The sequence below is a fragment of the Bacillus sp. S2(2024) genome, from assembly GCF_050474045.1.
GTDB classification, from domain to species: domain Bacteria; phylum Bacillota; class Bacilli; order Bacillales; family Bacillaceae_G; genus Bacillus_A; species Bacillus_A yunxiaonensis.
In genome coordinates this window covers 573,866-596,760 of the sequence record NZ_JBFLUS010000003.1, presented here as the reverse complement: position 1 = coordinate 596,760, position 22,895 = coordinate 573,866, and the positions used below count along the sequence as shown (strand labels likewise).

General features: G+C 35.6%; 20 protein-coding genes and 3 pseudogenes. 8 read left to right on the top strand and 15 right to left on the bottom strand.

Annotation, left to right across the window (positions count from 1 at the left end; all coding sequences use genetic code 11):
* Positions 1-152: 152 nt before the first annotated feature.
* Positions 153-1,370 carry an aspartate aminotransferase family protein gene (locus tag AB1284_RS03105; RefSeq protein ID WP_429751760.1) on the bottom strand — a complete coding sequence of 406 codons (1,218 nt, stop codon included), beginning with the start codon at positions 1,368-1,370 and terminating at the stop codon, positions 153-155.
* A gap of 666 nt (positions 1,371-2,036) precedes the next feature.
* On the opposite strand from AB1284_RS03105, the gene AB1284_RS03100 reads away from it, so the two are divergent.
* Positions 2,037-2,702: an NAD(P)H-dependent oxidoreductase gene (locus tag AB1284_RS03100; RefSeq protein ID WP_429751762.1), complete on the top strand. Its 666-nt coding sequence runs from the start codon at positions 2,037-2,039 to the stop codon at positions 2,700-2,702.
* A gap of 257 nt (positions 2,703-2,959) precedes the next feature.
* On the opposite strand, the gene AB1284_RS03095 is transcribed toward AB1284_RS03100, so the two are convergent.
* The gene (locus tag AB1284_RS03095; RefSeq protein WP_429751764.1) at positions 2,960-3,847 is read right to left on the bottom strand and encodes a LysR family transcriptional regulator; all 888 of its coding nucleotides are present in this window, start codon (positions 3,845-3,847) and stop codon (positions 2,960-2,962) included.
* Between the two features lie 274 nt (positions 3,848-4,121).
* On the opposite strand from AB1284_RS03095, the gene AB1284_RS03090 reads away from it, so the two are divergent.
* Complete coding sequence (locus AB1284_RS03090; protein WP_429751766.1) at positions 4,122-4,646, top strand: cupin domain-containing protein; 525 nt, start codon at positions 4,122-4,124, stop codon at positions 4,644-4,646.
* Positions 4,647-4,784: 138 nt separating this feature from the next.
* The gene (locus tag AB1284_RS03085; protein ID WP_429751768.1) at positions 4,785-5,582 is read left to right on the top strand and encodes a dihydrodipicolinate synthase family protein; all 798 of its coding nucleotides are present in this window, start codon (positions 4,785-4,787) and stop codon (positions 5,580-5,582) included.
* Between the two features lie 153 nt (positions 5,583-5,735).
* Here AB1284_RS03085 and AB1284_RS03080 read toward each other — a convergent pair whose 3' ends face one another.
* The 3 genes from AB1284_RS03080 to AB1284_RS03070 form a co-directional block, all read right to left on the bottom strand.
* Positions 5,736-6,554, bottom strand: a complete 819-nt coding sequence (locus AB1284_RS03080) for an alpha/beta fold hydrolase (protein ID WP_429751770.1) — start codon at positions 6,552-6,554, stop codon at positions 5,736-5,738.
* 219 nt (positions 6,555-6,773) lie between these two features.
* The gene (gene dnaB, locus AB1284_RS03075; RefSeq protein WP_429751772.1) at positions 6,774-8,063 is read right to left on the bottom strand and encodes a replicative DNA helicase; all 1,290 of its coding nucleotides are present in this window, start codon (positions 8,061-8,063) and stop codon (positions 6,774-6,776) included.
* Positions 8,060-8,902 (bottom strand): DnaD domain-containing protein, encoded by an 843-nt coding sequence (locus tag AB1284_RS03070; RefSeq protein WP_429751773.1) that lies wholly within the window; start codon positions 8,900-8,902, stop codon positions 8,060-8,062. The genes dnaB and AB1284_RS03070 overlap by 4 nt, the downstream gene beginning before the upstream one ends.
* A gap of 525 nt (positions 8,903-9,427) precedes the next feature.
* Between AB1284_RS03070 and ric the strand changes: the two genes are divergently transcribed.
* Complete coding sequence (gene ric, locus AB1284_RS03065) at positions 9,428-10,135, top strand: iron-sulfur cluster repair di-iron protein (protein WP_429751775.1); 708 nt, start codon at positions 9,428-9,430, stop codon at positions 10,133-10,135.
* Between the two features lie 156 nt (positions 10,136-10,291).
* Here ric and AB1284_RS03060 read toward each other — a convergent pair whose 3' ends face one another.
* On the bottom strand, positions 10,292-10,681 hold the full coding sequence (locus AB1284_RS03060) for a cupredoxin domain-containing protein (protein WP_429751776.1): 390 nt from the start codon (positions 10,679-10,681) through the stop codon (positions 10,292-10,294).
* Between the two features lie 759 nt (positions 10,682-11,440).
* Here AB1284_RS03060 and AB1284_RS03055 point away from each other — a divergent pair.
* The 3 genes from AB1284_RS03055 (at position 11,441) to AB1284_RS03045 (ending at position 16,621) form a co-directional block, all read left to right on the top strand.
* The gene (locus AB1284_RS03055) at positions 11,441-12,130 is read left to right on the top strand and encodes a Crp/Fnr family transcriptional regulator (protein WP_429751777.1); all 690 of its coding nucleotides are present in this window, start codon (positions 11,441-11,443) and stop codon (positions 12,128-12,130) included.
* A gap of 382 nt (positions 12,131-12,512) precedes the next feature.
* Positions 12,513-14,747: an ABC transporter ATP-binding protein gene (locus tag AB1284_RS03050; RefSeq protein WP_429751779.1), complete on the top strand. Its 2,235-nt coding sequence runs from the start codon at positions 12,513-12,515 to the stop codon at positions 14,745-14,747.
* Positions 14,744-16,621, top strand: a complete 1,878-nt coding sequence (locus tag AB1284_RS03045; RefSeq protein ID WP_429751781.1) for an ABC transporter ATP-binding protein — start codon at positions 14,744-14,746, stop codon at positions 16,619-16,621. Before AB1284_RS03050 ends, AB1284_RS03045 begins: the two co-directional genes overlap by 4 nt.
* Before the next feature lie 202 nt (positions 16,622-16,823).
* Here AB1284_RS03045 and AB1284_RS03040 read toward each other — a convergent pair whose 3' ends face one another.
* From AB1284_RS03040 to AB1284_RS03025, 4 genes and pseudogenes are all read right to left on the bottom strand, one after another.
* Complete coding sequence (locus AB1284_RS03040) at positions 16,824-17,558, bottom strand: DUF975 family protein (RefSeq protein ID WP_429751783.1); 735 nt, start codon at positions 17,556-17,558, stop codon at positions 16,824-16,826.
* An 88-nt stretch (positions 17,559-17,646) separates the two neighbouring features.
* The gene (locus AB1284_RS03035; RefSeq protein WP_429761866.1) at positions 17,647-17,907 is read right to left on the bottom strand and encodes a DUF3994 domain-containing protein; all 261 of its coding nucleotides are present in this window, start codon (positions 17,905-17,907) and stop codon (positions 17,647-17,649) included.
* A 44-nt stretch (positions 17,908-17,951) separates the two neighbouring features.
* Positions 17,952-18,077: pseudogene (locus AB1284_RS03030) on the bottom strand (DUF3994 domain-containing protein); the annotation flags it as partial.
* A 74-nt stretch (positions 18,078-18,151) separates the two neighbouring features.
* Complete coding sequence (locus AB1284_RS03025; protein WP_429751785.1) at positions 18,152-18,742, bottom strand: DUF7018 domain-containing (lipo)protein; 591 nt, start codon at positions 18,740-18,742, stop codon at positions 18,152-18,154.
* Between AB1284_RS03025 and AB1284_RS03020 the strand changes: the two genes are divergently transcribed.
* Positions 18,673-18,981, top strand: coding sequence for an integrase core domain-containing protein (locus AB1284_RS03020; RefSeq protein WP_429761847.1), 309 nt, complete (start codon positions 18,673-18,675; stop codon positions 18,979-18,981). The two genes, AB1284_RS03025 and AB1284_RS03020, sit on opposite strands and share 70 nt — an antisense overlap.
* Positions 18,982-19,587: 606 nt before the next feature.
* On the opposite strand, the pseudogene AB1284_RS03015 reads toward AB1284_RS03020, so the two are convergent.
* The 5 genes and pseudogenes from AB1284_RS03015 to AB1284_RS02995 all read right to left on the bottom strand — a co-directional run.
* A pseudogene (locus AB1284_RS03015) lies at positions 19,588-19,988 on the bottom strand (endonuclease V); the annotation flags it as partial.
* Positions 19,981-20,433: pseudogene (locus AB1284_RS03010) on the bottom strand (toxin-antitoxin system YwqK family antitoxin). The pseudogenes AB1284_RS03015 and AB1284_RS03010, both read right to left, overlap by 8 nt.
* 1 nt (position 20,434) lies before the next feature.
* Positions 20,435-20,680, bottom strand: coding sequence for a hypothetical protein (locus tag AB1284_RS03005; protein WP_429751789.1), 246 nt, complete (start codon positions 20,678-20,680; stop codon positions 20,435-20,437).
* Between the two features lie 118 nt (positions 20,681-20,798).
* Positions 20,799-22,034: an IS110 family transposase gene (locus AB1284_RS03000; RefSeq protein WP_429751791.1), complete on the bottom strand. Its 1,236-nt coding sequence runs from the start codon at positions 22,032-22,034 to the stop codon at positions 20,799-20,801.
* Between the two features lie 156 nt (positions 22,035-22,190).
* The gene (locus AB1284_RS02995; RefSeq protein WP_429751792.1) at positions 22,191-22,838 is read right to left on the bottom strand and encodes a recombinase family protein; all 648 of its coding nucleotides are present in this window, start codon (positions 22,836-22,838) and stop codon (positions 22,191-22,193) included.
* Between the last annotated feature and the right edge of the window lie 57 nt (positions 22,839-22,895).

Here is a 22,895-nt window from a genome sequence, read left to right as displayed (position 1 = left end):
AATATTACCAAAAATAATTGCCAAAATGATTACCATAAACCTTTTTTCAAAAGTGTACGGTGCGCTTTTTATACTTTTATTGAGTTATACTTTTCAGTCTATGACAGCACACCTGTCACTACCCCTTGTAGTAGAAATATTATACATTGAAATCAAATACTTGCTACAGCTGCTAAACTATGAATACAAGAAATAAACTCATTAACAAATGTATCAATCTCTTCTTTCGTAATAATATACGGTGGAAGTAAGCGGATGATATTCCCTTGGGTGACATCGACTAACATTCCTCTATTCAATAACTCTAACTGCAATTTCTTTACGTTTTCATTCGTATCATTCAAACTAATTCCAAACATCATCCCAGAGTGACGTACCTCTTTAATAAAATAAGAATTCTCCTTCTGAATTTCTTGAAGTTTGTCATTTAAATATAGTGACGTTTCATAAGCTTCCTGCATTAAACCATCATCAATTAATGTTTTTAATACCGTTAATCCTAAAGCCGTTCCCATTGATGAATGAGCAAATGTTGTTCCATGATCTCCTGGTGAAAATACATCACATAACTTTTCACCTACAATGATTCCTCCTAGCGGTATCCCGCCTCCTGCCCCTTTACCAAATTGAATAATGTCTGGTGTAATATTGAAGTTTTGATATGCAAATAATTTTCCTGTTCTGCCCATACCACTTTGTATTTCATCAAAAATTAGAATTACACTATATTTTTTACATAAAAGCTGAACCCCTTCTAAGTATTCACTTGATAAAGGAAATATCCCGCCACTTCCTAGTACAGGCTCTAACATAATTGCAATGGGATTCTCATTAATAATCGTTCTTTCTAGTTCTTCTAAATTTTCTCGTTCCACTTCATATACAGGAATAGATGTTTTCGGGAAATTTTGATATATACTTTCTTGTCTTGTAAAGTGAAGAGCTCCTAATGTACGCCCGTGGAAACTACCTTTCAGTACAACTACTCCTTCACGTTCTTCGTTTGTTATAGATCTATATTTGTCAATTAATTTCAGTGTTGCTTCTGTCGCTTCAGTACCTGAGTTTGTGTAGAAGACCTTACCATTTTGCAAAGTATAATCAACTAATTTCTTTGCGTATTCAATCGCCACTGGATTTAAAAAATGGAATGGAAGATGCAAGCATTTCGTAACTTGTTCTAATGTAGTTTGCACAATGTTAGGGTGATTGTAGCCTAATAAATTCACACCTACACCGGAAAATAGATCTAAATATTCTTTACCGTTCACATCATACAGTTTACAACCTTCGCCTCTTTCCATCGCAATATTCGTACGACAATACGTAGACATAATGTATTCTTTATCTAATTGAAACCAATCCGTCATGAAAAATTCCTCCTAGTTTTTCGTCCATTTTCTTATTTTCAAAAGCAAAACATAATTTATATAAATCAACCTTAAAATTTCATCAAAAGCATTTCCTTCACGATATTCATTTTTTCATAATTCTTTTTGTTTCAACAGGTCCACTACGTATACGTTTTTTTCTTCTAGCGGTATGCTACTAATTAAAACTTTGTATGTAAGTGTCTGCTATATCTGTTTTCTTTTCGTCTCCATCTTTATCATAAGTAGATAAAGTATAGACACGTTTATTATCTTTGATCTCACCTTTACCTTAGATTTGAACGTAGTATTCTTGGGATCCCGCCACATGCCCGTCAACCTAAGATTTTGAAGTATCCCCAAAACGAAAATTTCATCCTTTCCTAGTTGTCCATAGAAATGTAGTTCATTTTTTTATTTTGAGGAAGAATGGATTTCTTAACTTGATAACGATGGGACGGAACCCCATAAAAAAGTTACCTTCTTTATCAACTAACGAGGACGGTTTCGTATAAGAAGCTAGTCAACAGAAAAGGTTTTTAATGCAATTTTTCCCAAAAATAGGTTATGCTATCAGCAGATCTGTTAACAAACCGTGTACATACAGATCCGTTGATTTTCCGAAAAATCTGTTCACCAAAAAGCAGAAAGAAAGGTTGATTTCACATGTTAAAAGCGGAGAGTAAAAAACAGGAAATTTTAAAAGCTTACCAGTTCAGACATGCTTGCAAGGTATTTGATATCAACAAAAAGATTTCGGATGAAGATTTTCACTTTATTTTAGAGACGGGAAGATTGTCGCCAAGTTCAGTTGGCCTCGAACCTTGGAAGTTTGTCGTGATCCAGGATGCAACGCTTCGTGAAAAATTAAAGCCTGTATCTGGCGGTGCCCAAGGACAACTGCCTACTGCCAGCCATTTTGTAGTTATATTGGCCAGACAAGACTTGAGGCATGATTCGGCTTACGTGATGAAAATGATGAAAGACATTCATCATATGCCTGAAGACGTTGTGCAGCATCTTTCCGGTTTCTATAAATCCTTTGTCGAAACAGCACTCGAAGATAATGATCGTCTCATTTTTGAATGGGCAAGCAAACAAACATATATAGCATTGGGAAACATGATGACAGCGGCGGCTCAAATCGGTATTGATTCCTGTCCAATCGAAGGTTTTGATAAAAAACAGGTGACCGCTATTTTACAAGATGAGGGTATCATTAACGGCAACGATTTCGGTGTATCCTGTATGGTCGCCTTCGGATATCGACAAGAAGATCCCAAACGTCCAAAAACAAGACAAAGTCTCGATGAGATTGTTGAGTGGCGATAAACTTAAGATGATATTTCCCAGCATCAGTTGAATTTAGATAAAAGAAAGAGCCTGTTCTGATTCATTTTTTTCAAACAGGCTCTTTCTTTTTGGGTAACATTTAAAGAATATTCATATCACTTTGATCAAATTTTATTTCAAATCCACAAATTGCTTATGAAGTAGTGAAATAAGATTTCGATTTTTGGGTATTATGAGTTCTTAAGTTGATGGGCATGTGGTCACGTAAGAGAGTGTATTACCTATTTTCATGAGTCCTATAGTGTAAGCGATGCATCCTTTAGCTGATTAATAAAAATATGTGTAGCAGCACATAGATATTTATCTTTTCTATAGACAACTCCTATTTCCCGAGTAAGATTAGAATTCGAAATTGGAATAATTTTTATATTAGGATTGTTAAGATACTCTAAGTATGGTTTAGGTAATATCGTTATCCCTACTCCTTCAATAACCATATTAATTAAAGATTCCATCGTCGTAATTTCAAAGACTGGTTCGGGGATGAAACCTAATTCCTTACAACCTTTATTAATAAGTTGTCTTATAAAATAGTTTTCTGGAAGTAGAATAGAAGATGTTGTTTGCAATACTTCTAATCCTAACCTGTCTTGTTTCTCTAACGGATGTCCAATAGGTACTGCAAATGCCATTTCCTCTGTATATAAAGAAATTTGTTCTAATTCATCTCCTTTCATAGGCAAAAAAACAATTCCTAAATCCAACTTATTTTCTAACAAGTGTTTTTGAATGTCCCCTGTACGTAACCCAAGTACAGTTATCTTAATGCCAGGGTATAGACGATGAAAATGAAGTAAGACCGGTGGAATTAGATAATTTTCAACTGTTAACAATGTCCCGATAGAAATCGTTCCTCTTTCAAGCCCATTCAATTCATTTATTGAAGTTTTTGCTTGTTCTAATTCGTAAAAAATATTGCTAGTATACTTTAAAAGTAGTTTTCCTGACTCTGTAAGAGCCGTCTTTTTACCAATTCGATCAAATAAAGGTGTTCCAAGTTCATGTTCTAACAACCGAATTTGTTGGCTTAAAGAAGGTTGAGAAATACCAACCTTTTCTGCAGCTCTTGTAAAGTGAAGTTCTTGGCATACTGCATAAAAATATTCAAGCTGCCTTAATTCCATTTCAAGGCCTCCAATCTAAATGATAATAGTTAAAATCGTGAGAAGATTTATCTATATATAACCTAACAATCTATATGTATAGGGATTATATCATAGGCTATACCTATCATTATTATATAAATAATTGAATTGTACTATCAATTAAACTATTTTAAACTTTTAATTAAATCAAAGCCCCGCTTGCTAAATTCCTTTATTTAATGAGCGGGCAACCTTTCAATTTTTAAGTTTTAGTAGGAATAAGTTAGATTAAAAATTTGAGGAGGAAAACAAAGTGAGTAATCAGACAACAGATATTATTAACTACAGTGAGTTTTTGAAAAAAAGCAGGAAGCCTGCAATCAGAGCATGTTCTTGGAAATGGAAAGACATTTATCCTTTACTTAAGGAATCAGTATCGGAGGACTTTCTTGAAGCTGGACGTGGAACACTATCACTCATTCATAAAGATACAGGAGATGCGTATGGAACTTCATCAACAATGAATGTGGTCGTACAAATTTTCAAACCTGGTGAGCACAATAAGCCCCACCGCCATACGAATGTAGCCCTCAATTTCGTATTTCAGGGCAAAGGATTTAGTATTGTAGATGGTGAGAAGATTGAATGGGAAAAGGGTGATTTATTCCTAGCTCCTCCTTGGTCCTCCCATGAACATTGCAACACTTCAGAAACAGAGGATGCCATTTTCTTCACTTTTCAGGATGTACCAGTTCTTACTTCAATGGGAACATGGTTTTTAGAAGAGCCAGTGGGTACCCTGCCTCGACATATAGTAAAGCAAGATAAAAATAAGTAAAAATAAATTCAAATATAACCTAACATATAAAATTTTGTTCTAATTATACTTTTTGGATATTGTGTAAACGATATGAATATTTACCCTTATCTCCAATTTAATTTTTGGAATGTATATGAATACTGGAGGATATCATTGATGAAAAATTTAAATGTTGCTATTCCTACTCCCTTTCATGATGATGAAAGTTTATATCTAGAAGGCTTTAATTCTATTGTTGAATATTTAACAGATAACGGAATAGAGTCATTACTTGTATCTGGCACTACAGGTGAGCAAAATTCCATGAGCATTGAAGAACGGATGGAAATCATTGATTATTTTAACAAGCAAAATTTTAATCATGTTGAACTCATGTTTGGTGTATCGGCTACAAGAACAAGAGATGCATTAAAGCTCATTAATAAGATTGAAAATTCTGTTTTTGATTCGATTTTAATTCAATTCCCACCTTATATCCAACCGACACAACAGCAAGCAATTCTCTATATAAATGAGTTGCTAGAACATACAACGAAAAACGTTGTACTTTATAATAATCCTTTCCGAACAGGATTTGACTTAGATGCTGAATCATTTAAGACCCTTGTTGGTCAAAAACATTTTAATCTTGTAGGACTTAAAGAAGAGAGCGATGTCAAACGTCATAGTAACACAAATTTACCGGATGATTTCATTATGTTTGCTGGTGGAGACGTAAACTTCACAGCAAAGATGATTGATGGTTGTAACGGTCTTTCCAGTATGGTAGGAAATGTTTATCCAAAAGAAATTAAGCAAACTTTTAACGACTTATTAATGAATAGGCCCGTTGATCTTCGAAAAATAAATCATTTGATTGATGAAGTTACACGTCATCAAACAATTATAAACATAAAAAATCACTACAATTCTTTAGGTATAAAAGTAGGAACTTGTCGTTCTCCTATTCAATAATATTTAAATTTATAAGGGTTTATTTTAATGAAACTATACTAAGAAGATATCTGTTTTTAGGCCGTATTCTCAATAGGAGAATGCGGCTTGAATTGAATAAAGAGTATCCGATAGTTAATAGTTTAATCTGGAAGTTGATAATTGTCCCCTCTTCTAATGATTTACTAAAGTGTTGTGTAACTTCTCCGCAAACTCTTTATAATGCATTGTGTTATAGCCCACATGATGTCCAGGAAACTCCACAACTTCTGTTCCTAGTTGTTCCGTTAATGCGACTGTGCAGTGGTAAGCAAAAAAATCTCGTGATGCACTCCCTGCAGCTGGAAGTATCTGCATCGATGAAGACTTTAATGCGCACTTCAATCCTTCGATTTCTAGCGAATAGTTAAGAATTCCTGGGATTTCATGCTTAACGAAATACGTTGAATTTCCAAGAAGACGCTCTGCTAGTATATCCTTCGATTGTCCAGGCTCCATAGCGTCCATTTCCAAATTTGACAATAATTTAATGACCTCACTTCGATGATTTTTCTTAAGATCTTCCATGAATTGCTCAGCTTGTTTTAACTCATTTCCAAATAAAAATTGCAGTAAGATTGGTTCGTGTGGTATCAGTAACTTAATCTGTTCTGGATGATGTATGCATAGATCAATTCCGATGACAGCACCAGAGCTGCTTCCGAACACGTACACCGGTTCATCAGTCAGTTCGGCTATTAGGCGGTGAGCATCATCGCTGTGTGTTTCTACGCAATAATCCTCAGTTCGATTGGCGAGATCGCTACGGGAATGGCCGCGGCGGTCATAGGTAACAACTGTATACCGGTCAGCAAGGTGGTTTGCAACCTTCAGAAACTTATCAGCATCACCACCTCCTCCATGACTGAAAAGAAGTACAGGTCCCTTTCCACGTACTTCATAGTAGATACTCGCTTCATGCACTTGCAATATTCCATTCTTCACTACAGTCATTTACAACCCCTCTCCTCTCTTTTTATCCATCATAATAATTATTACTTTTTAATAGATCCTAAGACTGGTTTCCTTTACTTTATATGATTTGTAAATTATATAAAATGCAGAAATTAACTTAGAAACAAAACCGCCATATGTAAAAACACTGATCAAAATGTGATTAAATAGCATTTTGATTAATCTCTGATAAACTAGAATTGTTTCTAAAGAATCTCCTCACCTATTCCCCTCCACAAACCGCCCATACTCCTTCAAAAACCGCAGCTTCACAACCCCAATAGGTCCGTTCCGATGCTTTGCCACATGAATTTCTGTAACATCCTTGTTCTCTGTCTCCTGATCATAATAATCATCCCGGTACATGAGCATAATCACATCTGCATCTTGCTCAATCTGTCCTGTTTCCCGTAAGTCAGATAAGAGCGGACGTTTATCTTGGCGCGACTCCACCGCACGGGATAGTTGCGACAGCGCTACGACGCACACATTCAGATCGCGGGCCATCAGCTTCAGCTTGCGGGAGATTTCACTCATTTCTTGAAACCTATTTCCCCTGTGTTTTGAATCACCTGTAATGAGCTGCAAATAATCAATAATAACGAGCAGTTTTTGATTTGGATGCTTTCGTTTCAGCTTTCGCACTTGCACCCAAATCTCCTGCGTTGTGACGCCTGCCTTATCATAAATCTCAAGCGGCAGATCGCCAATTTCCGCAAATGCCCGGCTTGTTTTCTCCCAGTCTTCGATCGTAAAACGATGCTTTGGATTTTTTAACCTTTTCCCTGATACTTCTCCGGTGCAGGAAACCATCCGTTTTAGCAGTTGCTTGTCGCTCATCTCCAAAGAAAACAACCCAACTGCCGCACCCGATTTTGCCGCATGAAGAGCAATGTTTAAGGCAAACGCCGTTTTTCCCATAGACGGCCGTGCGCCAATCACAACAAACTCACCATCCTGCAAGCCGCACGTCATCTTGTTTAAAGAGGAAAATCCAGTCTCAATGCCTGTAAGTTCTTCTGCGTCCTGATGGAACTCTTCATACAAGCCAACTAAAGTATCCTTCAGATCAAAATCGAGTGTATAATCGACCTCTTCCAGTTCACAGAGTGCCGTAATCGTCTCTCCAATTACTTTCTCATCCTTCTCCGCAAGAAGACGTGCACTCATGTTTTGCGCCATGATTCCCGCATGATGCATTTTCCATGCGCTCCGAACAAGCCCCTCATAATAAGAGAAATTAGCAGTATTCGGAACACTCTCGATAATATTGACAAAGTATTCAATCCCGCCAATTTGTTCCAAAAAAGAAGGATCCATTTTCGAAACAAGCGTAACAAGATCAAGCGGCTGTCCGTCTTCCTCTATTTGCCGTATTAACTTGAATATCGCCTGATGCACAGGCATAGAGAAGTGCTGCTCCGTCAGTCGGCACTCCTTAATCAATTCACCATCAAGCAGCAAAGACCCTAATACCGTCTGTTCAGCCTCGACGTTTTGAATGCTCATGGACGCCACCCCTTCTCCTGCAAGAACTTCTGCAGTTCTTCTTCAGATGGTACGTTTTTCTCCCACTCTTCACACTCCTCTAGAAACTTCTCAGTCTCATGAATAGCAGACGATTCCTTCTTCCGAAACTTCACTGCCGCTTCCTCTACTTCACTAAGTTTCGTATATCCCTTTCCGTGCCAATCTCGTAAAATGCCCTTCACGTAAGCCAGCGCCCGTTTGTTGTTTTCATGGGCAAACTGGAGTGCTTTCAAAACGAGCTCCTCTGATAGATCATCAATCCACGCTTGTAGTTCCTCTGCCGTATACGGTGACAAGCTGCCAAAGTTTTGTTCATAGAACATGAATACATTGCGGTCGGAATCTATTTCTTCTATCTTTTCATCTATTTCACAGCTTTCGATACCTTCATCCTGGGGCTCTTCACCGAAATGCTCCAGCAATAGCGGAATGCTTAGCTCTTCCTCCAAACATTTTTGAAGAAACATATGCACAAACTTTTTGCTTTTCACAGTCTTTAACTCACGCAATACACATTTCTCGACGTTCGTGCTCGTAACCGGGTTATAGCGCAACCAGTTCAGGATAAATAACTCCTTCGTTTTTGCATCATATAATATCTTTCCATAATCGATAAACCGCTGAACCAATTTATCAACAGTCTCTCTGTTGTAGCCTGTTTCCATCTCCGCCAAACGCTTCGGCAATGGATAAATACCGCATTGCGTCGTTTTAGAACATGTCAGCAAGTATATGTAAAAGTATCGCTCTTCCGGCGTTAAGTCCAACACAAAATCATCCTGCCAAAAATTCACCTGTACATTTCGGTATACTGCCATATGTATTCCTCCCACCTTTAATGGCAAATGTGAAATTGCCGCTTCTTTCATAGATATAAGAATGAGAGAAAAAATTTGGTAATTGATTTTAAATTTTTTTAATTACTATGATGTTATTTCTTTTGAAATGATTCTTGTAGTAGTTGTTTTTTATTTTGTTTTTGTAATGATTTATTACTTGCAAGGAGCTTGGTAGGGGTTTGTAAGGGGCTGTTAAGAGAATTTTAATCCATGAAAATAGAAGTTAGCTTCATTTCTCTATTCATATTTTTTAATTCCTCCTGCTCGTTATCTCTTAACAACAGATGTATGATAAAAATTTTCCTAAGATAAAAAGAGGACTTGAATCACATTTTGCAAACACAAATAAAAAAATACTTTAGTAAATGAAAATGATTGTATCATTTATAAAAAAAAACGGTGATGAACTTAACACATGACAAGTGATATATATCACCACATGGGTTCAAAATTATTGCTATTCTTAATCCAGATACTAAATTTGAACTTTATGGAGGCATTCATATGGAACATACATTTACTGAGACTTCTGTTATTGGTGAGATCGTTACAAAATTTCCAAAGGCTAGTGATTTTTTTAAATCATATAGAATCGATTTTTGTTGTGGTGGGAATAGACCGCTTATCGATGCGATTAACGAAAGAAATTTATCAGCAGAAGAGGTGTTAACAAAGTTAAATACTCTTTATCATGAAACAAAACGATTAAATGAGTCTGAAATTGATTGGAAAACAGCCTCTTATAGCGAATTGATTGACTATGTTGTAAATAAGCATCATCACTATTTAAACGAAGAGTTACCGCTATTAAGTCCATACGTAACAAAAGTGTTACGCGTTCACGGAGCAGGGCAACCTCATTTAGCCCAAATTCACAAGTTATTTCATGAATTAAAAACTGAATTAGAGCAACATTTAATTAAAGAAGAAACAGAAGATTTCCCATTAATTTTAGCATTCGAGCAAAATCCAAGCGATGAAAATTACACAAAATTACGCAAAGTAGTGGATGAATTAGAAAATGAACATATCCAAGCTGGCAATATTATAAAAGAACTTCGTGAGATTACGAATGACTTTACTCCTCCAGCAGGCGCTTGCGGTACGTATCGTCTTGTCTATCAACGACTTGAGGCCCTTGAATCTGATTTATTCCAGCATATTCATTTAGAAAATAATATTCTATTTCCACGTGCAATTACACAGGCTTAAATAAGAAAAAAGGTGAACTCTTAACTTGGTAGTTGTAGGGATAACTTAAAAAAGGGGGGCTATCCCCTCCTTTTAAGTTCCCTTCGCAAAAAAACAAACAACTTTTTTATTTGGTAGCCGCTTATTAAACAAGCAAGGCCCTATTAGCCCTGCTTGTTATTTGACTATTACTTTTCCATCCATTCCTTTCTGGAAATGGTACCGACATATCAGTTCATATGTACCGGGATCTTGAGGTTTCACGGTAATGGTTGTTTCTTTTCCCGGCTGGACTACGGCGTCAATTCTGAGCTTTTCCACTGTGAAGGTGTGCTCTTTCTTACCCTGGTTTTTCAATATCAACGTTGTCGTTCTTCCAATCGGAATAGTGATGACATTCGGATTAAAGTAATCATCGTTCAACTCGACCTCAATCACTTTTGCTGACTCAATAGGCTGTGTTACGACCCCGGATTCGGCAAATACACTGAGTGAGCCCGGAGTTGTCACAACCAAAATCATTGCAAGCAAAACGACCAATCCAGTTAACCACTTTTTCACAGACATTCGCAATCCTTCCTTTCCTAAGTAAGCACTATTGTTTTCCAATTCATAAAATATTATCAATATAAATAGGGTTCCAACGTGCTTCAAATAGTGGCTCTTTTATCTGAAACAGTGACAAAGAAAAAAATCGACCCTAATAACGATCTTCTGGAATCCATTCTTCTTCAATTAACCTGCACCATTAGTTTAAGTGTAATACTTCATATTCAAACAAAATATTATCATCGTCTTCCACAATCTGGCCCTTTAGTAGAGTAACTTTATTGCTACTCAACAGTTCCTTAATCCGCCTTTCAGTTCGGATCTTCTTTTCACTATAAAAACACCCCCTTTAGATAAACAGATTCAAAGGGGCAAAACATCGCGTCTTTTTTATAAACACCGTAACTTTATTTAAAAGCAACATGAAAACTTGAATGTGAGAGTAATAGGTAATTTTGCTACAGAACGTATTATTCATGTTGTGAGATACATCACGCATGAATGCCTATATGAAGTGAAACTTTAATCAGCGGAGCTTTCTTCATCCCCTACCGAGAGTTAACTATTCATTTATAATTTTATCCACGTATTACTACCCGCGAATAACAGCGCAAATTAACGCTATACTACCTTATGATATTTACCGCACTTTTTCGTTTTGTAAAAAATGTTCACATTTTCTATCACAAATATGACTTCTATCACAGCTTCATTGAACGGCTTGATATAAATTTATTATAAAAAGAATATGCCTGAAATTATTAAGGAGTTGTACATATGAAAGAAGACATGATCAAACAGCATTTACAGGAAGTCTCCCTCTTTAAAGAACTTTCAGAAGAAGAACTTCAGCCTATTGTCGATATTTCACAAATGCGAACTTATAAAGCAAAATCATTTGTATTTATGCAGGGTGACATACTTGACCGCGTGTTTTTTATCCACTCAGGTAAGGTGAAAATTCAAAAAACGGATGTAACTGGTAAAGAACAAATTGTTTCTGTGCTTCAGGCTGGAGAAATGTTTCCCCATGCTGGTTTCTTTCGAAAAGGCATCTTCCCAGCACATGCCGAAATACTTGAGTCTGCGCAATTAATTGTTACTCCAATCGCTGATTTTGAGAAAATTTTGATTCAGTATCCTGAATTATGTATAAAATTATTTAAGGTTCTTGGAGAAAAAATTGTGGATCTTCAAGACAGATTAGAAGAGCAAATTCTTCATAATACGTATGAACAAATTATTAAGTTATTACTTCGTTTATGTAAATCAAATGGTATACAAGTAAATGGGAAATATACATTAACGACTCAATTTACAAATCGAGAACTCGCCAATATGATTGGAACATCGAGGGAAACGATTAGTCGTACAATTACTCAATTAAAAAAAAAAAGATTAATTGATATTGATGAAAACGGCTGTTTCATTATTACTCCCGATAAATTAGAAGAAGAAATTATTTGATTGAACGCAACCTCATCATTCATTGAACTGCCCTACCCTCATCTCAACTTTCACTAAATGTTGAGGTGAGGATTTTACTGTTCATGCATAGCTGAACAAACAAATGATTTAAATTTGTGAACCATCCAAAAAATGTGATAAACATCCCCCTATTTTTCGTTAATCAACACGCCTCGTACTGATCGCTTCTACACATGGTCAGATCCTCTCGCCCCTCTAGTTTTTAATTTGTATTTATATGCCCTAAAAGTTGCATTACATCTGAATATAGTCATAGAATTAATCTGTAGTCGAAGCACATAAAAAGCGGGTAAAATGAATTACTATGAAGAATAAAGTAAACACTAAAAAATTCGAAAAGGAAAATGGAGAGATGAATTAAATGTTAAAGATAATCAAACATTTAAAACCATTTGTTGCCTCAATCATTGCAGTCATATGTCTTTTAACCGTGCAAGCGATATGTGACCTATCACTGCCAGACTACATGTCTAACATTGTGAATGTAGGGATTCAACAAAAAGGTGTCGAAAATGCAGTACCTCAGGTCATTCGTAAAAGTGAGATGGATAAACTCACACTCTTTATGAATGAAAGTGAGAAGAAAAAAGTAAATGATAACTATGTGCTTTTAGATAAGAAAGATCTTTCTAAAAGTGAGTTGCAAAATTACCTAAAAGATTATCCGCAGCTTGATAAAGAACCACTTTATAAGCTACATACAAATAATAAGGATACAATTAGTGAACTTAACGATCTATTTGGGAAACCAATTTTAATTACAGAGGGAATTGAAAAAGGTAATACATCCGCTGCGCCAAATGGCAACAAAGCACCGATGAATCTTCCGCCAAATACAGATCCTTTTGCAGTCATTTCTAAACTGCCTCAAAGCCAAATTGATGCAATGAAAGAAAAGGCAGATGAAAAGTTTAAGAAGATGCCAGGCAGCATGGTAACACAGTCAGCTGTTGCATTCATTGAGAATGAGTATAAAACGATCGGTATAAATACGAATAAGCTTCAAACAAATTACATTCTTACTTCTGGCGGGAAAATGCTGCTTTTATCCTTAGTGAGTATGGCCGCTACCGTTATCGTGAGTTTACTTGCTGCAAAAGTAGCTGCGGGACTTGGCAGAGATCTTAGAAAGAAAGTATTTCGGAAGGTTACAAACTTCTCTAATGCAGAGTTTGATAAGTTTTCCACTGCATCTTTAATTACAAGAAGTACAAATGATATTCAACAAGTGCAAACACTTATGGTTATGATGCTTCGAATCGTATTCTATGCACCGATTTTAGGCATAGGCGGCGTAATCAAAGTACTTACTACAGACCTTTCCATGGGATGGATTATCGCCGTTGCGGTTATCGCGATCTTAAGCTTAGTCATCGGCTTATTTAGTGTCGCAATTCCTAAGTTTAAGAGTATCCAAAAGTTAGTAGATAAAATTAACTTAATCACTCGTGAATCTTTAACAGGTATTCTCGTTATTCGTGCTTTTAATAATCAAAAATATGAAGAAAAGAAATTTGAAAAAGGAAATCAAGATTTAACAAAAACAAATTTATTTGTAAGCCGTTTAATGTCATTTATGATGCCAATGATGATGTTTATCATGAATGCTGTTACTGTACTTATTATTTGGGTTGGAGCACACCAAGTGGATATAGGGCATATGCAAGTTGGTGACATGATGGCATTTATGCAGTATACAATGCAAATCATCATGGCCTTCTTAATGATTTCTATGGTATCCATTATGATTCCACGTGCTTCTGTATCCGCACAACGTATCGCAGAAGTGTTAAATACTGACATTTCTATTCATGACGCCCGAGAACCAAAAACATTCGCTTCAGACAAAACAGGTTACGTTGAATTCAAAGATGTTAGCTTTAGATATCCAGGTGCTGAAGAAGATGTGCTTTCTCATATCACCTTTACCGCAAAACCTGGAGAAACGACAGCTTTCATTGGAAGTACAGGCAGTGGTAAATCAACACTAATAAACTTAATTCCACGTTTTTACGACGTAACAAGCGGCCAAATATTAATAGATGGCACTGATATTAGAGAAGTATCACAGAAGGAATTGAGAGAAAAAATCGGTTATGTACCGCAAAAAGGAGTTCTATTCTCAGGTACGATCGAAAGTAATCTGAAATACGGTAAGAAAGAAGCAACTGAAGAAGAACTCGTAAAAGCCGCAGAAATTGCTCAAGCTATGGAGTTTATTAACGCGAAACCTGAAAGCTTCCGTACAGATATATCACAAGGCGGTACGAACGTTTCAGGCGGTCAAAAACAAAGACTTTCGATTGCGCGTGCTCTTACGAAGAAATCTGAAATATTCATATTTGATGATAGTTTCTCAGCTCTTGACTTTAAGACAGACGCAGCATTGCGCAGAGCCCTGAACAATGAGATTTCAGGAAGTACTGTTCTACTTGTTGCACAAAGAATTAGTACAATCATGAATGCAGATAAGATCATTGTACTTGATGAAGGAAAAATAGTAGGAACTGGTACTCATGAGGAGCTTATGGAAAACTGTGAAGTTTATAAGCAAATTGCTTTATCACAACTTTCAAGGGAGGAACTTTCGTCATGAGTGATAGAAAAATAGAAAATAGAAGAGGCCCTGTTGGTCCTGGCCCTGGTGGCGGCGGTCATATGGGCGGCGCCATGAGAAAGATTGAGAAGCCAAAAAACTTTAAGGAAACGATGAATAAATTACTTCAATACTTAAAGCCATATAAGTTCTCTATCCTGATCGTCATTATTTTCGCAATAGGCAGTGCTGCCTTTGCAATCGCAGGTCCAAAGATTTTAGGTAAAGCAACAACAAAACTGTTCGAAGGACTCGTAAGCAAAGTAACAGGAGCTCCTGGTGCTGCAATTGACTTTACCTATATCGGAAACATTGTCCTAATCCTCCTTGGATTATATATAGCGAGCACTGCGTTTGGCGTTATCCAAGGCTATATCATTTCTGGAGTCGCACAAAAAGTATCTTATAACTTCAGAAAAGAAATTGATGAAAAGATTAACCGTATGCCGCTTAAATACTTCGATAAAACGACACATGGAGAAGTATTATCTAGAATTACGAATGACGTAGATACTGTGAGCCAGACTTTAAACCAAAGTATGTCGCAAATCATCACATCGGTTATTACAATCATTGGTGTACTCATCATGATGTTATCAATCAGCTGGCAAATGACATTAGTAGCACTTTTAATATTGCCAGTATCCATGGTGCTCATCATGGGAGTCGTAAAGAGATCGCAAAAATACTTTAAATCCCAGCAAGAATACCTAGGACACGTGAACGGTCAAGTAGAAGAAATCTATAGTGGTCACAATATCGTAAAAGCCTTTAACACTGAAGAAGAAGAAGTGAAAAAATTCGAAGAGGTTAACGATACCCTTTACCACTCCGCATGGAAGTCTCAATTTTTATCTGGAATGATGATGCCGATTATGATGTTTATCGGTAATATCGGTTACGTAGGTGTATCCATTTTAGGTGGATGGCTTGCGGCAAAGAGAACCATCGCAGTTGGAGATATTTTAGCCTTTGTTCAATATGTGAGAAACTTTACGCAGCCACTCGCTCAAGTAGCGCAAATTGCGAACGTACTCCAATCCACAGCTGCAGCTGCAGAAAGAGTTTTCGAATTTTTAGATGAAGAAGAGGAAATTCCAGAAGCAGAACATCCAGTGAAGCTGCAAGAAGTAAACGGAGAAGTTACCTTCAAGGATGTTCAATTTGGATACAATCCAGATAAGATCATCATCAATAACTTCTCAGCTCATATTCAGCCTGGACAAAAGGTAGCGATCGTAGGACCAACCGGAGCAGGTAAAACAACAATCGTGAAGCTGTTAATGCGTTTCTATGATTTAAACAGCGGTGCTATATGCATAGACGGTCACGATATAAAAGACTTCACGCGAGAAGACCTGCGCAATATGTTCGGTATGGTACTGCAAGACACTTGGCTATTTAATGGCTCCATCATGGAAAACATCCGTTACGGCAGACTCGATGCGACGGACGAAGAAGTAATTGAAGCAGCGAAAGCAGCTCATGTTCACAGCTTCGTAAAAGCTTTACCAAATAGATATAATATGGAATTAAACGAAGAAGCAAGCAACGTATCCCAAGGACAAAAGCAACTATTAACAATTGCTCGTGCCCTTCTAGCCGATCCGAAAATATTAATACTCGACGAAGCGACAAGCTCGATTGACACTCGTACAGAAGTGCTGATTCAAAAAGCGATGGAAAACCTCATGGAAGGCAGAACAAGCTTCATCATCGCTCACAGATTATCAACAATACGTGATGCAGACTTAATCCTTGTCATGAAAGATGGGGATATTGTAGAACAAGGTAATCATGAAGAGTTATTGAAGGCTGATGGTTTCTATGCTTCGCTTTATAATAGTCAGTTTGAAGGTGCGGATGCTTCGTGAGATTAAATAGAAGAAGCTTTCCTCTTTTAACAAATCGATAAGAAAAAAGAATCGTCCCTTTCTTGTGGTGAATTAATCATCTCAAAAAAGGACGGTTCTTTTTTATATACCAAATAAGAGACTGTGCAAAATTTTTACTTTTGGGACAATCTCTTTTGCATAAATCGGTTACTATTTGAAATTTCTTCGTAAATATTCTCTTCTAGATAACCGTTTTCTCTTCCATAACTGTATCTCTATTCACTAAATTTAAGTAGAAATGCGATACCGTTGTAAAGTAATATGGATAAATCCAAAGAAACGGGATACCAAATGTAAAAAATGCAATAGCAATCCCTAAAATAAACCAGCCGATAAAACTTAAAGATAATATAAATAAATCTAATTTATGCCCTTTCATCATTTCTTGGCTCTTTTTAAGCGCTTCGCTCGCTGTATACTCTGGATGATCTAACATAATATAGTAAGCCATAGAATAAGAGAAACATTTTATAATACCTGGAACAATCAGCAATAAGCTCCATAAAAATACGTATACACCCATTAACACAGCTAACTTCATAGATTTAAATACATTCTTTTTTCGAAACCCTTCAAATAAATCATCAATTGTAGTAGATTCTTTTTTCGCTAAACGCAGTGTAACATTACAATACCCATAATTCATAATGCTTAGTACAGCTATTAAAGCAAAACACACAATAACGAAAACAAATCCAAAAATTAAATCAAGTACCGTACTTAACGTTTCTTCTTCTACAATCAAGGCATTAGACTTTATTATTTCAGCCAATACAACTCCTAGCATAAAAATTGAAAATCCTACAATAAACACACTAACAGCGGACATGACACGATACAAAAGCGATGCCCCTGCTCCCAATCCCCATCTACCTTTTAATGAAGATAAGGCCGCTTTTTTAAAGTCACTGATCATTTTAATCCTACCCTTCAACTTATTTGTTACCACTTATATGAATAACAATATTACATAGGGAATAATGGCATCTTTTAACAACATTTATTTATTTTTGCTTTATAAAACGGTATGTTTGGAAAGTATCACCATCAAATAGTTGCATTTTACTATCTATAAAGTTTTGAACTTTATATGATACGCCACTTCTTTGTGGTATGAAAGATTCTCCGTCTTGATACGCTTTCTTTATAATTAATTTTAATTCACTCTTATCTTTATCATAAGACCATGTTCCTGTTAAATAATTCTTTTTACTAGGATACTCGTCTTTTGAGTACACCTCAAACGTTTTATCGTCTTTAAGAATATAGGTAGGTATGAATTTACCGTCTTTCTCAAAACCCCAAGAACCTACAAACTCTTTGTATCGTAGTTTTGTACTTTATACTCTATGTCTTTTTGAACAACTATTGCTTCTGTCCCGTTTGCAATCTGTTTTGAGATATGTAGTTTTAACATCATGTTAGACTTATCATACTCCCATGTACCTTCTGCAAAGTTTGTCTTGTTTGGGTAGTCTTCTGCTTTATATACCTCTTTGTTTAGTAGATTTAATTGCTCTCATTACCCTCTTTACTTAATATTTCTTTTCTTTTATTACCTATGTTTGTAGACGCTTCTTTAAACAATTTTCCTGCTTCTTTTAACTTCTCTACGGATTCATTCATCTTAGATGTACTCTTTGTATCAAATGCTTCTAATTGTAGTTTGTACGCTTCGTCATATGTATCCATCGCTTTAACCATTTGTTTATGGTCTTCCTTAAACTCGTTCGGTGGATTAATTTCTCTTACTTTATTGTAGTATACTTTTAATCTACTAACATACCCCTTCATCTCCGTTCTTAGTTCATCAAATGGTTTATCAGATACAGACAACTTCTGAATTTCAGTCTGTATTTTAATTACGTCAGTCATAGGTTCCATAATAGCAGGTGCATACTCTTTTACAGTCAGTTGCTTTGTTGAAGTTTCCTCTTTTGCTACTGTTAATTTATTTTCTTTCTTTACATCTTTTGTTTCAGACTTTTGCTCTACCTTTGTGTCTGCTTTCTTATCTACTTTATCTGCTGATGAATTTGTTCCGCATCCCCCTAACAACATTAATGGAATTGCAAAACATAGTAACCTATTTACCCTCATGGATATACCCACCTTTTTTGGTTATTTTTCCCTACCTATTCATCGTATCATTCACATTTTTCATAGTCAAAAAAAACTTCTATACTGATAAAATCGAGCATGAGCGAATTCCACCGAAGACACCCAATATGAACGCCCATATTAATTCATTTCATCGTTTACTGGAGTACGAATGTCTAAAGCGCTGCATGTTTCAAACATATGCCGAAGCTTATCAAAGAGTAGCTACATACTATTGAGTTTTACAACAACCGAATGATCCATTCTAGTATTTTAGATTTATCACCAAATGAATTTTATCGACGAACGCAAATAGAAGCGTTAAAAATCAAAGAAGTTCGGGTATGAGGCGAGATTATTTCTTGTCTCATCTGAAGAAAGAAGCCACTCTATGAAACAATGAGTTAAGAATAGTATGTATCCAGAATTAGATTCCGCTTTCATAAAAAAATAATTAACAAATATAGAGTGCATACTTGTTAACTATTAATAATATTAGTTAGTATCTTTATCACTAAAACTATTCTTATTATTGTCTATTGTATTTTATGGTTTAAAATTAAGAATTCAACTCACTATAAGTCTTACTTCAAACTAGACTCAAACCAACTTAAAACAAAGAACAATAAGAGACCAATATAAACGATGCTTATCAGCACAAAATTCGCTATGTTTATAAATTTAAGTACTTTATTTAATATTTTAAGTTCTTTAAATCGTTTTACTGCCCATGATCCTATATAGTATAGAAAAAGAAGTTGGTTTAACATTACACTAACGCCTAAAAACCCTAAAGTTTCTTGAGTTAAATGTAAAGATGTGTTTGAAGATATAATTCCCCCTGCACCAATCGTTGGTTTATTTAAAAGAAAGGATGCATGGGTGGCAATACCCATGTGACGATAATGTAAATACCCATTGCCATCATATATATATATATTTGGTTGCTTCGTTAGTTTTTTCACTGCCTCTATTACTAAAGGTAACTCTCGAAATGCAAGGAAACCAGGAATATAGGGAATTGTTATTTCTCCATAACTATACACTTTTTCGACAACTTCCTTTGTACTATAATCAATAATTACCCATACGTCGTTTTATTTACATCCCAGTAAGCTAAATCTACCCCTGCAATAAATTGTATCTCTTCTATTTGAAAATTATTTTCTAATTTAATTTTAGGCAATAATTCACTTTGAATTTTTGAAAAATCTTGTATTAATTTCTTTTCATCAAAATTATTCATTATTATCACGATCAGTGAATCGGGTAACTAGTTCTAACTCATCTTTTGTTGGAGAAACTTTTTACCTAATTATATTCCCTTGTTTATCCCATTCAGTATACTTTAAACAAACGCCAAATTTAAACTCTCCTTCATATTTGAGTTCTTCACTTTCATACCAAATTTTTCTTATACCTCTTGTTTGTCCTTTTATCATGTAATCTGTAGATTTTACTTTTCCATTATGGTGAAATTTAACATAATTACCTTCTTTAAAACCATTCTTATAATAACAGTAATACGCTAAATTCCCATTGTCATATAACTCATAAGCTAAACCAGTAAAAGGTTTTCCATCCTCATCTTCTGGGTTATCTAGCACTTCATCACTGTATGAGGTAAACCATAGTTCCTCATCAAAATCTATACCATGTTCTAATACATACTCTTTACTTAGTACATCCATCTTATCTTCCAACTTTTTTCACCTCTGAACTAAATTCAAATCCTTCAGTAATAAAATTACAATGTGGACAGGTTGGCATAATCATACCAGCCAGATTCAATTTTTCACCAGACCGCACTACATGAGTGATAAAATTGAAAGCACTTGCTTGTGGATTTTCAAGTAACGCTTGATTTAATGAGTAAATTTCTGAGTGAGATCCCATCCCATACGTAAATGTATATCCTTCTTTAATATTTTTCTGCATATTGATAATCCGTTGTTCTAGTATATTCCACATCCTTATAGTTTTTATATTCTTTACCCGTACCCTATGTTGTAATCTTAAACCCTCACAATAAAAAAACAAACCCTGTAAAACCTTATTAAACTACTTCCTTCTCTTGTACTTCCGGCAACTCATAAGCTGTTTTATATTTCATCATGCCATATACAATGTTTACAAGTCTTCTCATAATACATACCAATGCTTGTCCTTTTGTTTTTCCCTCTTTAAGTTTCTTTTGATAGTATGCATGAAACACTGGGTTTCTAGGTAACTTACTTCCTTTCGCTACTTGCACTTGCTGTACAGCTAAATTATAAAATAAAGCGTGTAGCGCCCTGTTTCCTTGTTTGCTTTTGTGTGTCTTACCTTTCCCACCAGAACCAAAGTAAACAGGCGCAATCCCCGCAAATCGTGCTAATTTATTGGCATTTGGAAATCGCCTTACATCCCCAATTTCTGCAATTAATGCTGATGCCGTCACAAGTTCTATTCCCGGCATCGTTTCTAATTGATAATCTAGTAGTTTTACTAGCTGTTTTAATTCTCTCTCGATGTATTTCATTTCTGTCTTTTTAAACTCAATGTCCCGTACAATACTTCTTACTAAAAAGTCTCGTGTTTCTTGATATTCCTTCATTGTATGTCCATCTTCTTTTACAAGTTTTAATATGTCGCTTGCTTTCTTTACTGAACATGTATTGTTGCTAACATCTAATAAAAAAGCTGTTAATTGCTTTATATTTGCCCCCTCTAAACAAGAGGGTGACGGATATTGCTGCCAAAACGCTAATGCTGTTTTTCCATCTAACTCTGAGAAAAACTTTTTATAACTTGGGTAATGGTGGTTTAATTGAATATGTAATTGGTTCTTTAATGCACTTTGTGCTTTTACTAATGCATTCCTTCTTGAAACCAATTGTTGTATCGACCAAAATAAATCGTTTGGCTTTGCATCTGGCAATTGATTAAATTTGTTTACCAATATGCGTGCCACACATTCCGCATCCCAACTATCATTTTTTTGTATCATCACTTGGCTCTTTCGTTCTAAAAATGATAAAGCTGGATTTACTTCTTTCACTACTTGTTCATGATCTACTAAATATTTCGCTAACGCTCTTCCGTAACCACCAACATCTTCTAAACCAAATACAACTGATAAACCATTACTCACATATGTATCTACTTCTAATAAAAACTTCGAAAATGCCGATGGTTTATTCTCAAATTGTATTTCTCCTAATTTCTCTTGCCAACAATTAATTATAACAGCCGTATGATGCTCCTTATGTAAATCTACTCCTACATACAAATAGTTCTGTCTATTATGCATAACTCATCCCTCTATTCAATAATTTAGTCATATACAAAAATGTCGGCAACCTTAGTTCGAGCGTTCATCTTTCGATGCGCATAGGTACGCAAGCCTATCCATTTTTCATAACTCTAGTAGTATGTATAGTAAAATGAGCTAATTTTTTAAGTGAGTTTATAAAATAATTGCTGCATGTTGTCCTTTTGTTTGTATTTTCCCGTATTTATACATGCCACGATAAAAATTCTCTCTATCTAACATGCGTTTTACTTGTACTTTCGTAAATTGTTTACCTTTCGCTGTGCAGTAGCCTTCTACATTCAATTGTTCTGCCAATTGGGTAAGTGACCAATTTTTAAAAACGTGTCTTAACTCAAATAGTCTACGTACAACTACCGCTTTCCCAGCATCTACTTCTAACACCTTTTGTCCTTTTTTGGCCTTGTAGCCAAAAAGTACGCCACCACCTGCATATCCACCTCGTTCAGCCTTCTTCTTTCTACCTCTACTTAACTTCAATGCAATTTCAAGTCGTTGATATTGGTCTAATAGTTCTAACATGCCATTCACCAAAAAGTCATTTGGATCATGTGTGTAAATACTATAGCTTGATTGTTCAATTGCCTTCACATCTACTTCATGTTTCTTTAGTTCTCGTTGTATCAATACTTTCGCCATATCAGAGCGCCACAATCGTGATGTATTCAACACAACAACATAGCTTACTTGTTTATACGCCATATCCGACAATAACTCTTGTAATCCATCACGTACTTGCCCTTCCGTTGAAACTCGTATGTAACCAAAAACTTTCTTTCCCATCATAAATCCCCTCCCGTTACAGTAATTTGAGTCCCAGTAACGTTTACCCGTTTTTTG

What these genes read in the sequence shown, in the direction of transcription:
- ric (WP_429751775.1), top strand. Translation starts at nt 9,428, where the DNA reads ATGGAACATACATTTACTGAGACTTCTGTTATTGGTGAGATCGTTACA.
- AB1284_RS02995 (WP_429751792.1), bottom strand. Translation starts at nt 22,838, where the DNA reads ATGGGAAAGAAAGTTTTTGGTTACATACGAGTTTCAACGGAAGGGCAA.
- AB1284_RS03105 (WP_429751760.1), bottom strand. Translation starts at nt 1,370, where the DNA reads ATGACGGATTGGTTTCAATTAGATAAAGAATACATTATGTCTACGTAT.
- AB1284_RS03005 (WP_429751789.1), bottom strand. Translation starts at nt 20,680, where the DNA reads ATGCAGAAAAATATTAAAGAAGGATATACATTTACGTATGGGATGGGA.
- AB1284_RS03055 (WP_429751777.1), top strand. Translation starts at nt 11,441, where the DNA reads ATGAAAGAAGACATGATCAAACAGCATTTACAGGAAGTCTCCCTCTTT.
- AB1284_RS03095 (WP_429751764.1), bottom strand. Translation starts at nt 3,847, where the DNA reads ATGGAATTAAGGCAGCTTGAATATTTTTATGCAGTATGCCAAGAACTT.
- AB1284_RS03050 (WP_429751779.1), top strand. Translation starts at nt 12,513, where the DNA reads ATGTTAAAGATAATCAAACATTTAAAACCATTTGTTGCCTCAATCATT.
- AB1284_RS03080 (WP_429751770.1), bottom strand. Translation starts at nt 6,554, where the DNA reads ATGACTGTAGTGAAGAATGGAATATTGCAAGTGCATGAAGCGAGTATC.
- AB1284_RS03100 (WP_429751762.1), top strand. Translation starts at nt 2,037, where the DNA reads ATGTTAAAAGCGGAGAGTAAAAAACAGGAAATTTTAAAAGCTTACCAG.
- AB1284_RS03020 (WP_429761847.1), top strand. Translation starts at nt 18,673, where the DNA reads ATGAATTTGTTCCGCATCCCCCTAACAACATTAATGGAATTGCAAAAC.
- AB1284_RS03060 (WP_429751776.1), bottom strand. Translation starts at nt 10,681, where the DNA reads ATGTCTGTGAAAAAGTGGTTAACTGGATTGGTCGTTTTGCTTGCAATG.
- AB1284_RS03000 (WP_429751791.1), bottom strand. Translation starts at nt 22,034, where the DNA reads ATGCATAATAGACAGAACTATTTGTATGTAGGAGTAGATTTACATAAG.
- dnaB (WP_429751772.1), bottom strand. Translation starts at nt 8,063, where the DNA reads ATGAGCATTCAAAACGTCGAGGCTGAACAGACGGTATTAGGGTCTTTG.
- AB1284_RS03085 (WP_429751768.1), top strand. Translation starts at nt 4,785, where the DNA reads ATGAAAAATTTAAATGTTGCTATTCCTACTCCCTTTCATGATGATGAA.
- AB1284_RS03070 (WP_429751773.1), bottom strand. Translation starts at nt 8,902, where the DNA reads ATGGCAGTATACCGAAATGTACAGGTGAATTTTTGGCAGGATGATTTT.
- AB1284_RS03025 (WP_429751785.1), bottom strand. Translation starts at nt 18,742, where the DNA reads ATGAGGGTAAATAGGTTACTATGTTTTGCAATTCCATTAATGTTGTTA.
- AB1284_RS03045 (WP_429751781.1), top strand. Translation starts at nt 14,744, where the DNA reads ATGAGTGATAGAAAAATAGAAAATAGAAGAGGCCCTGTTGGTCCTGGC.
- AB1284_RS03040 (WP_429751783.1), bottom strand. Translation starts at nt 17,558, where the DNA reads ATGATCAGTGACTTTAAAAAAGCGGCCTTATCTTCATTAAAAGGTAGA.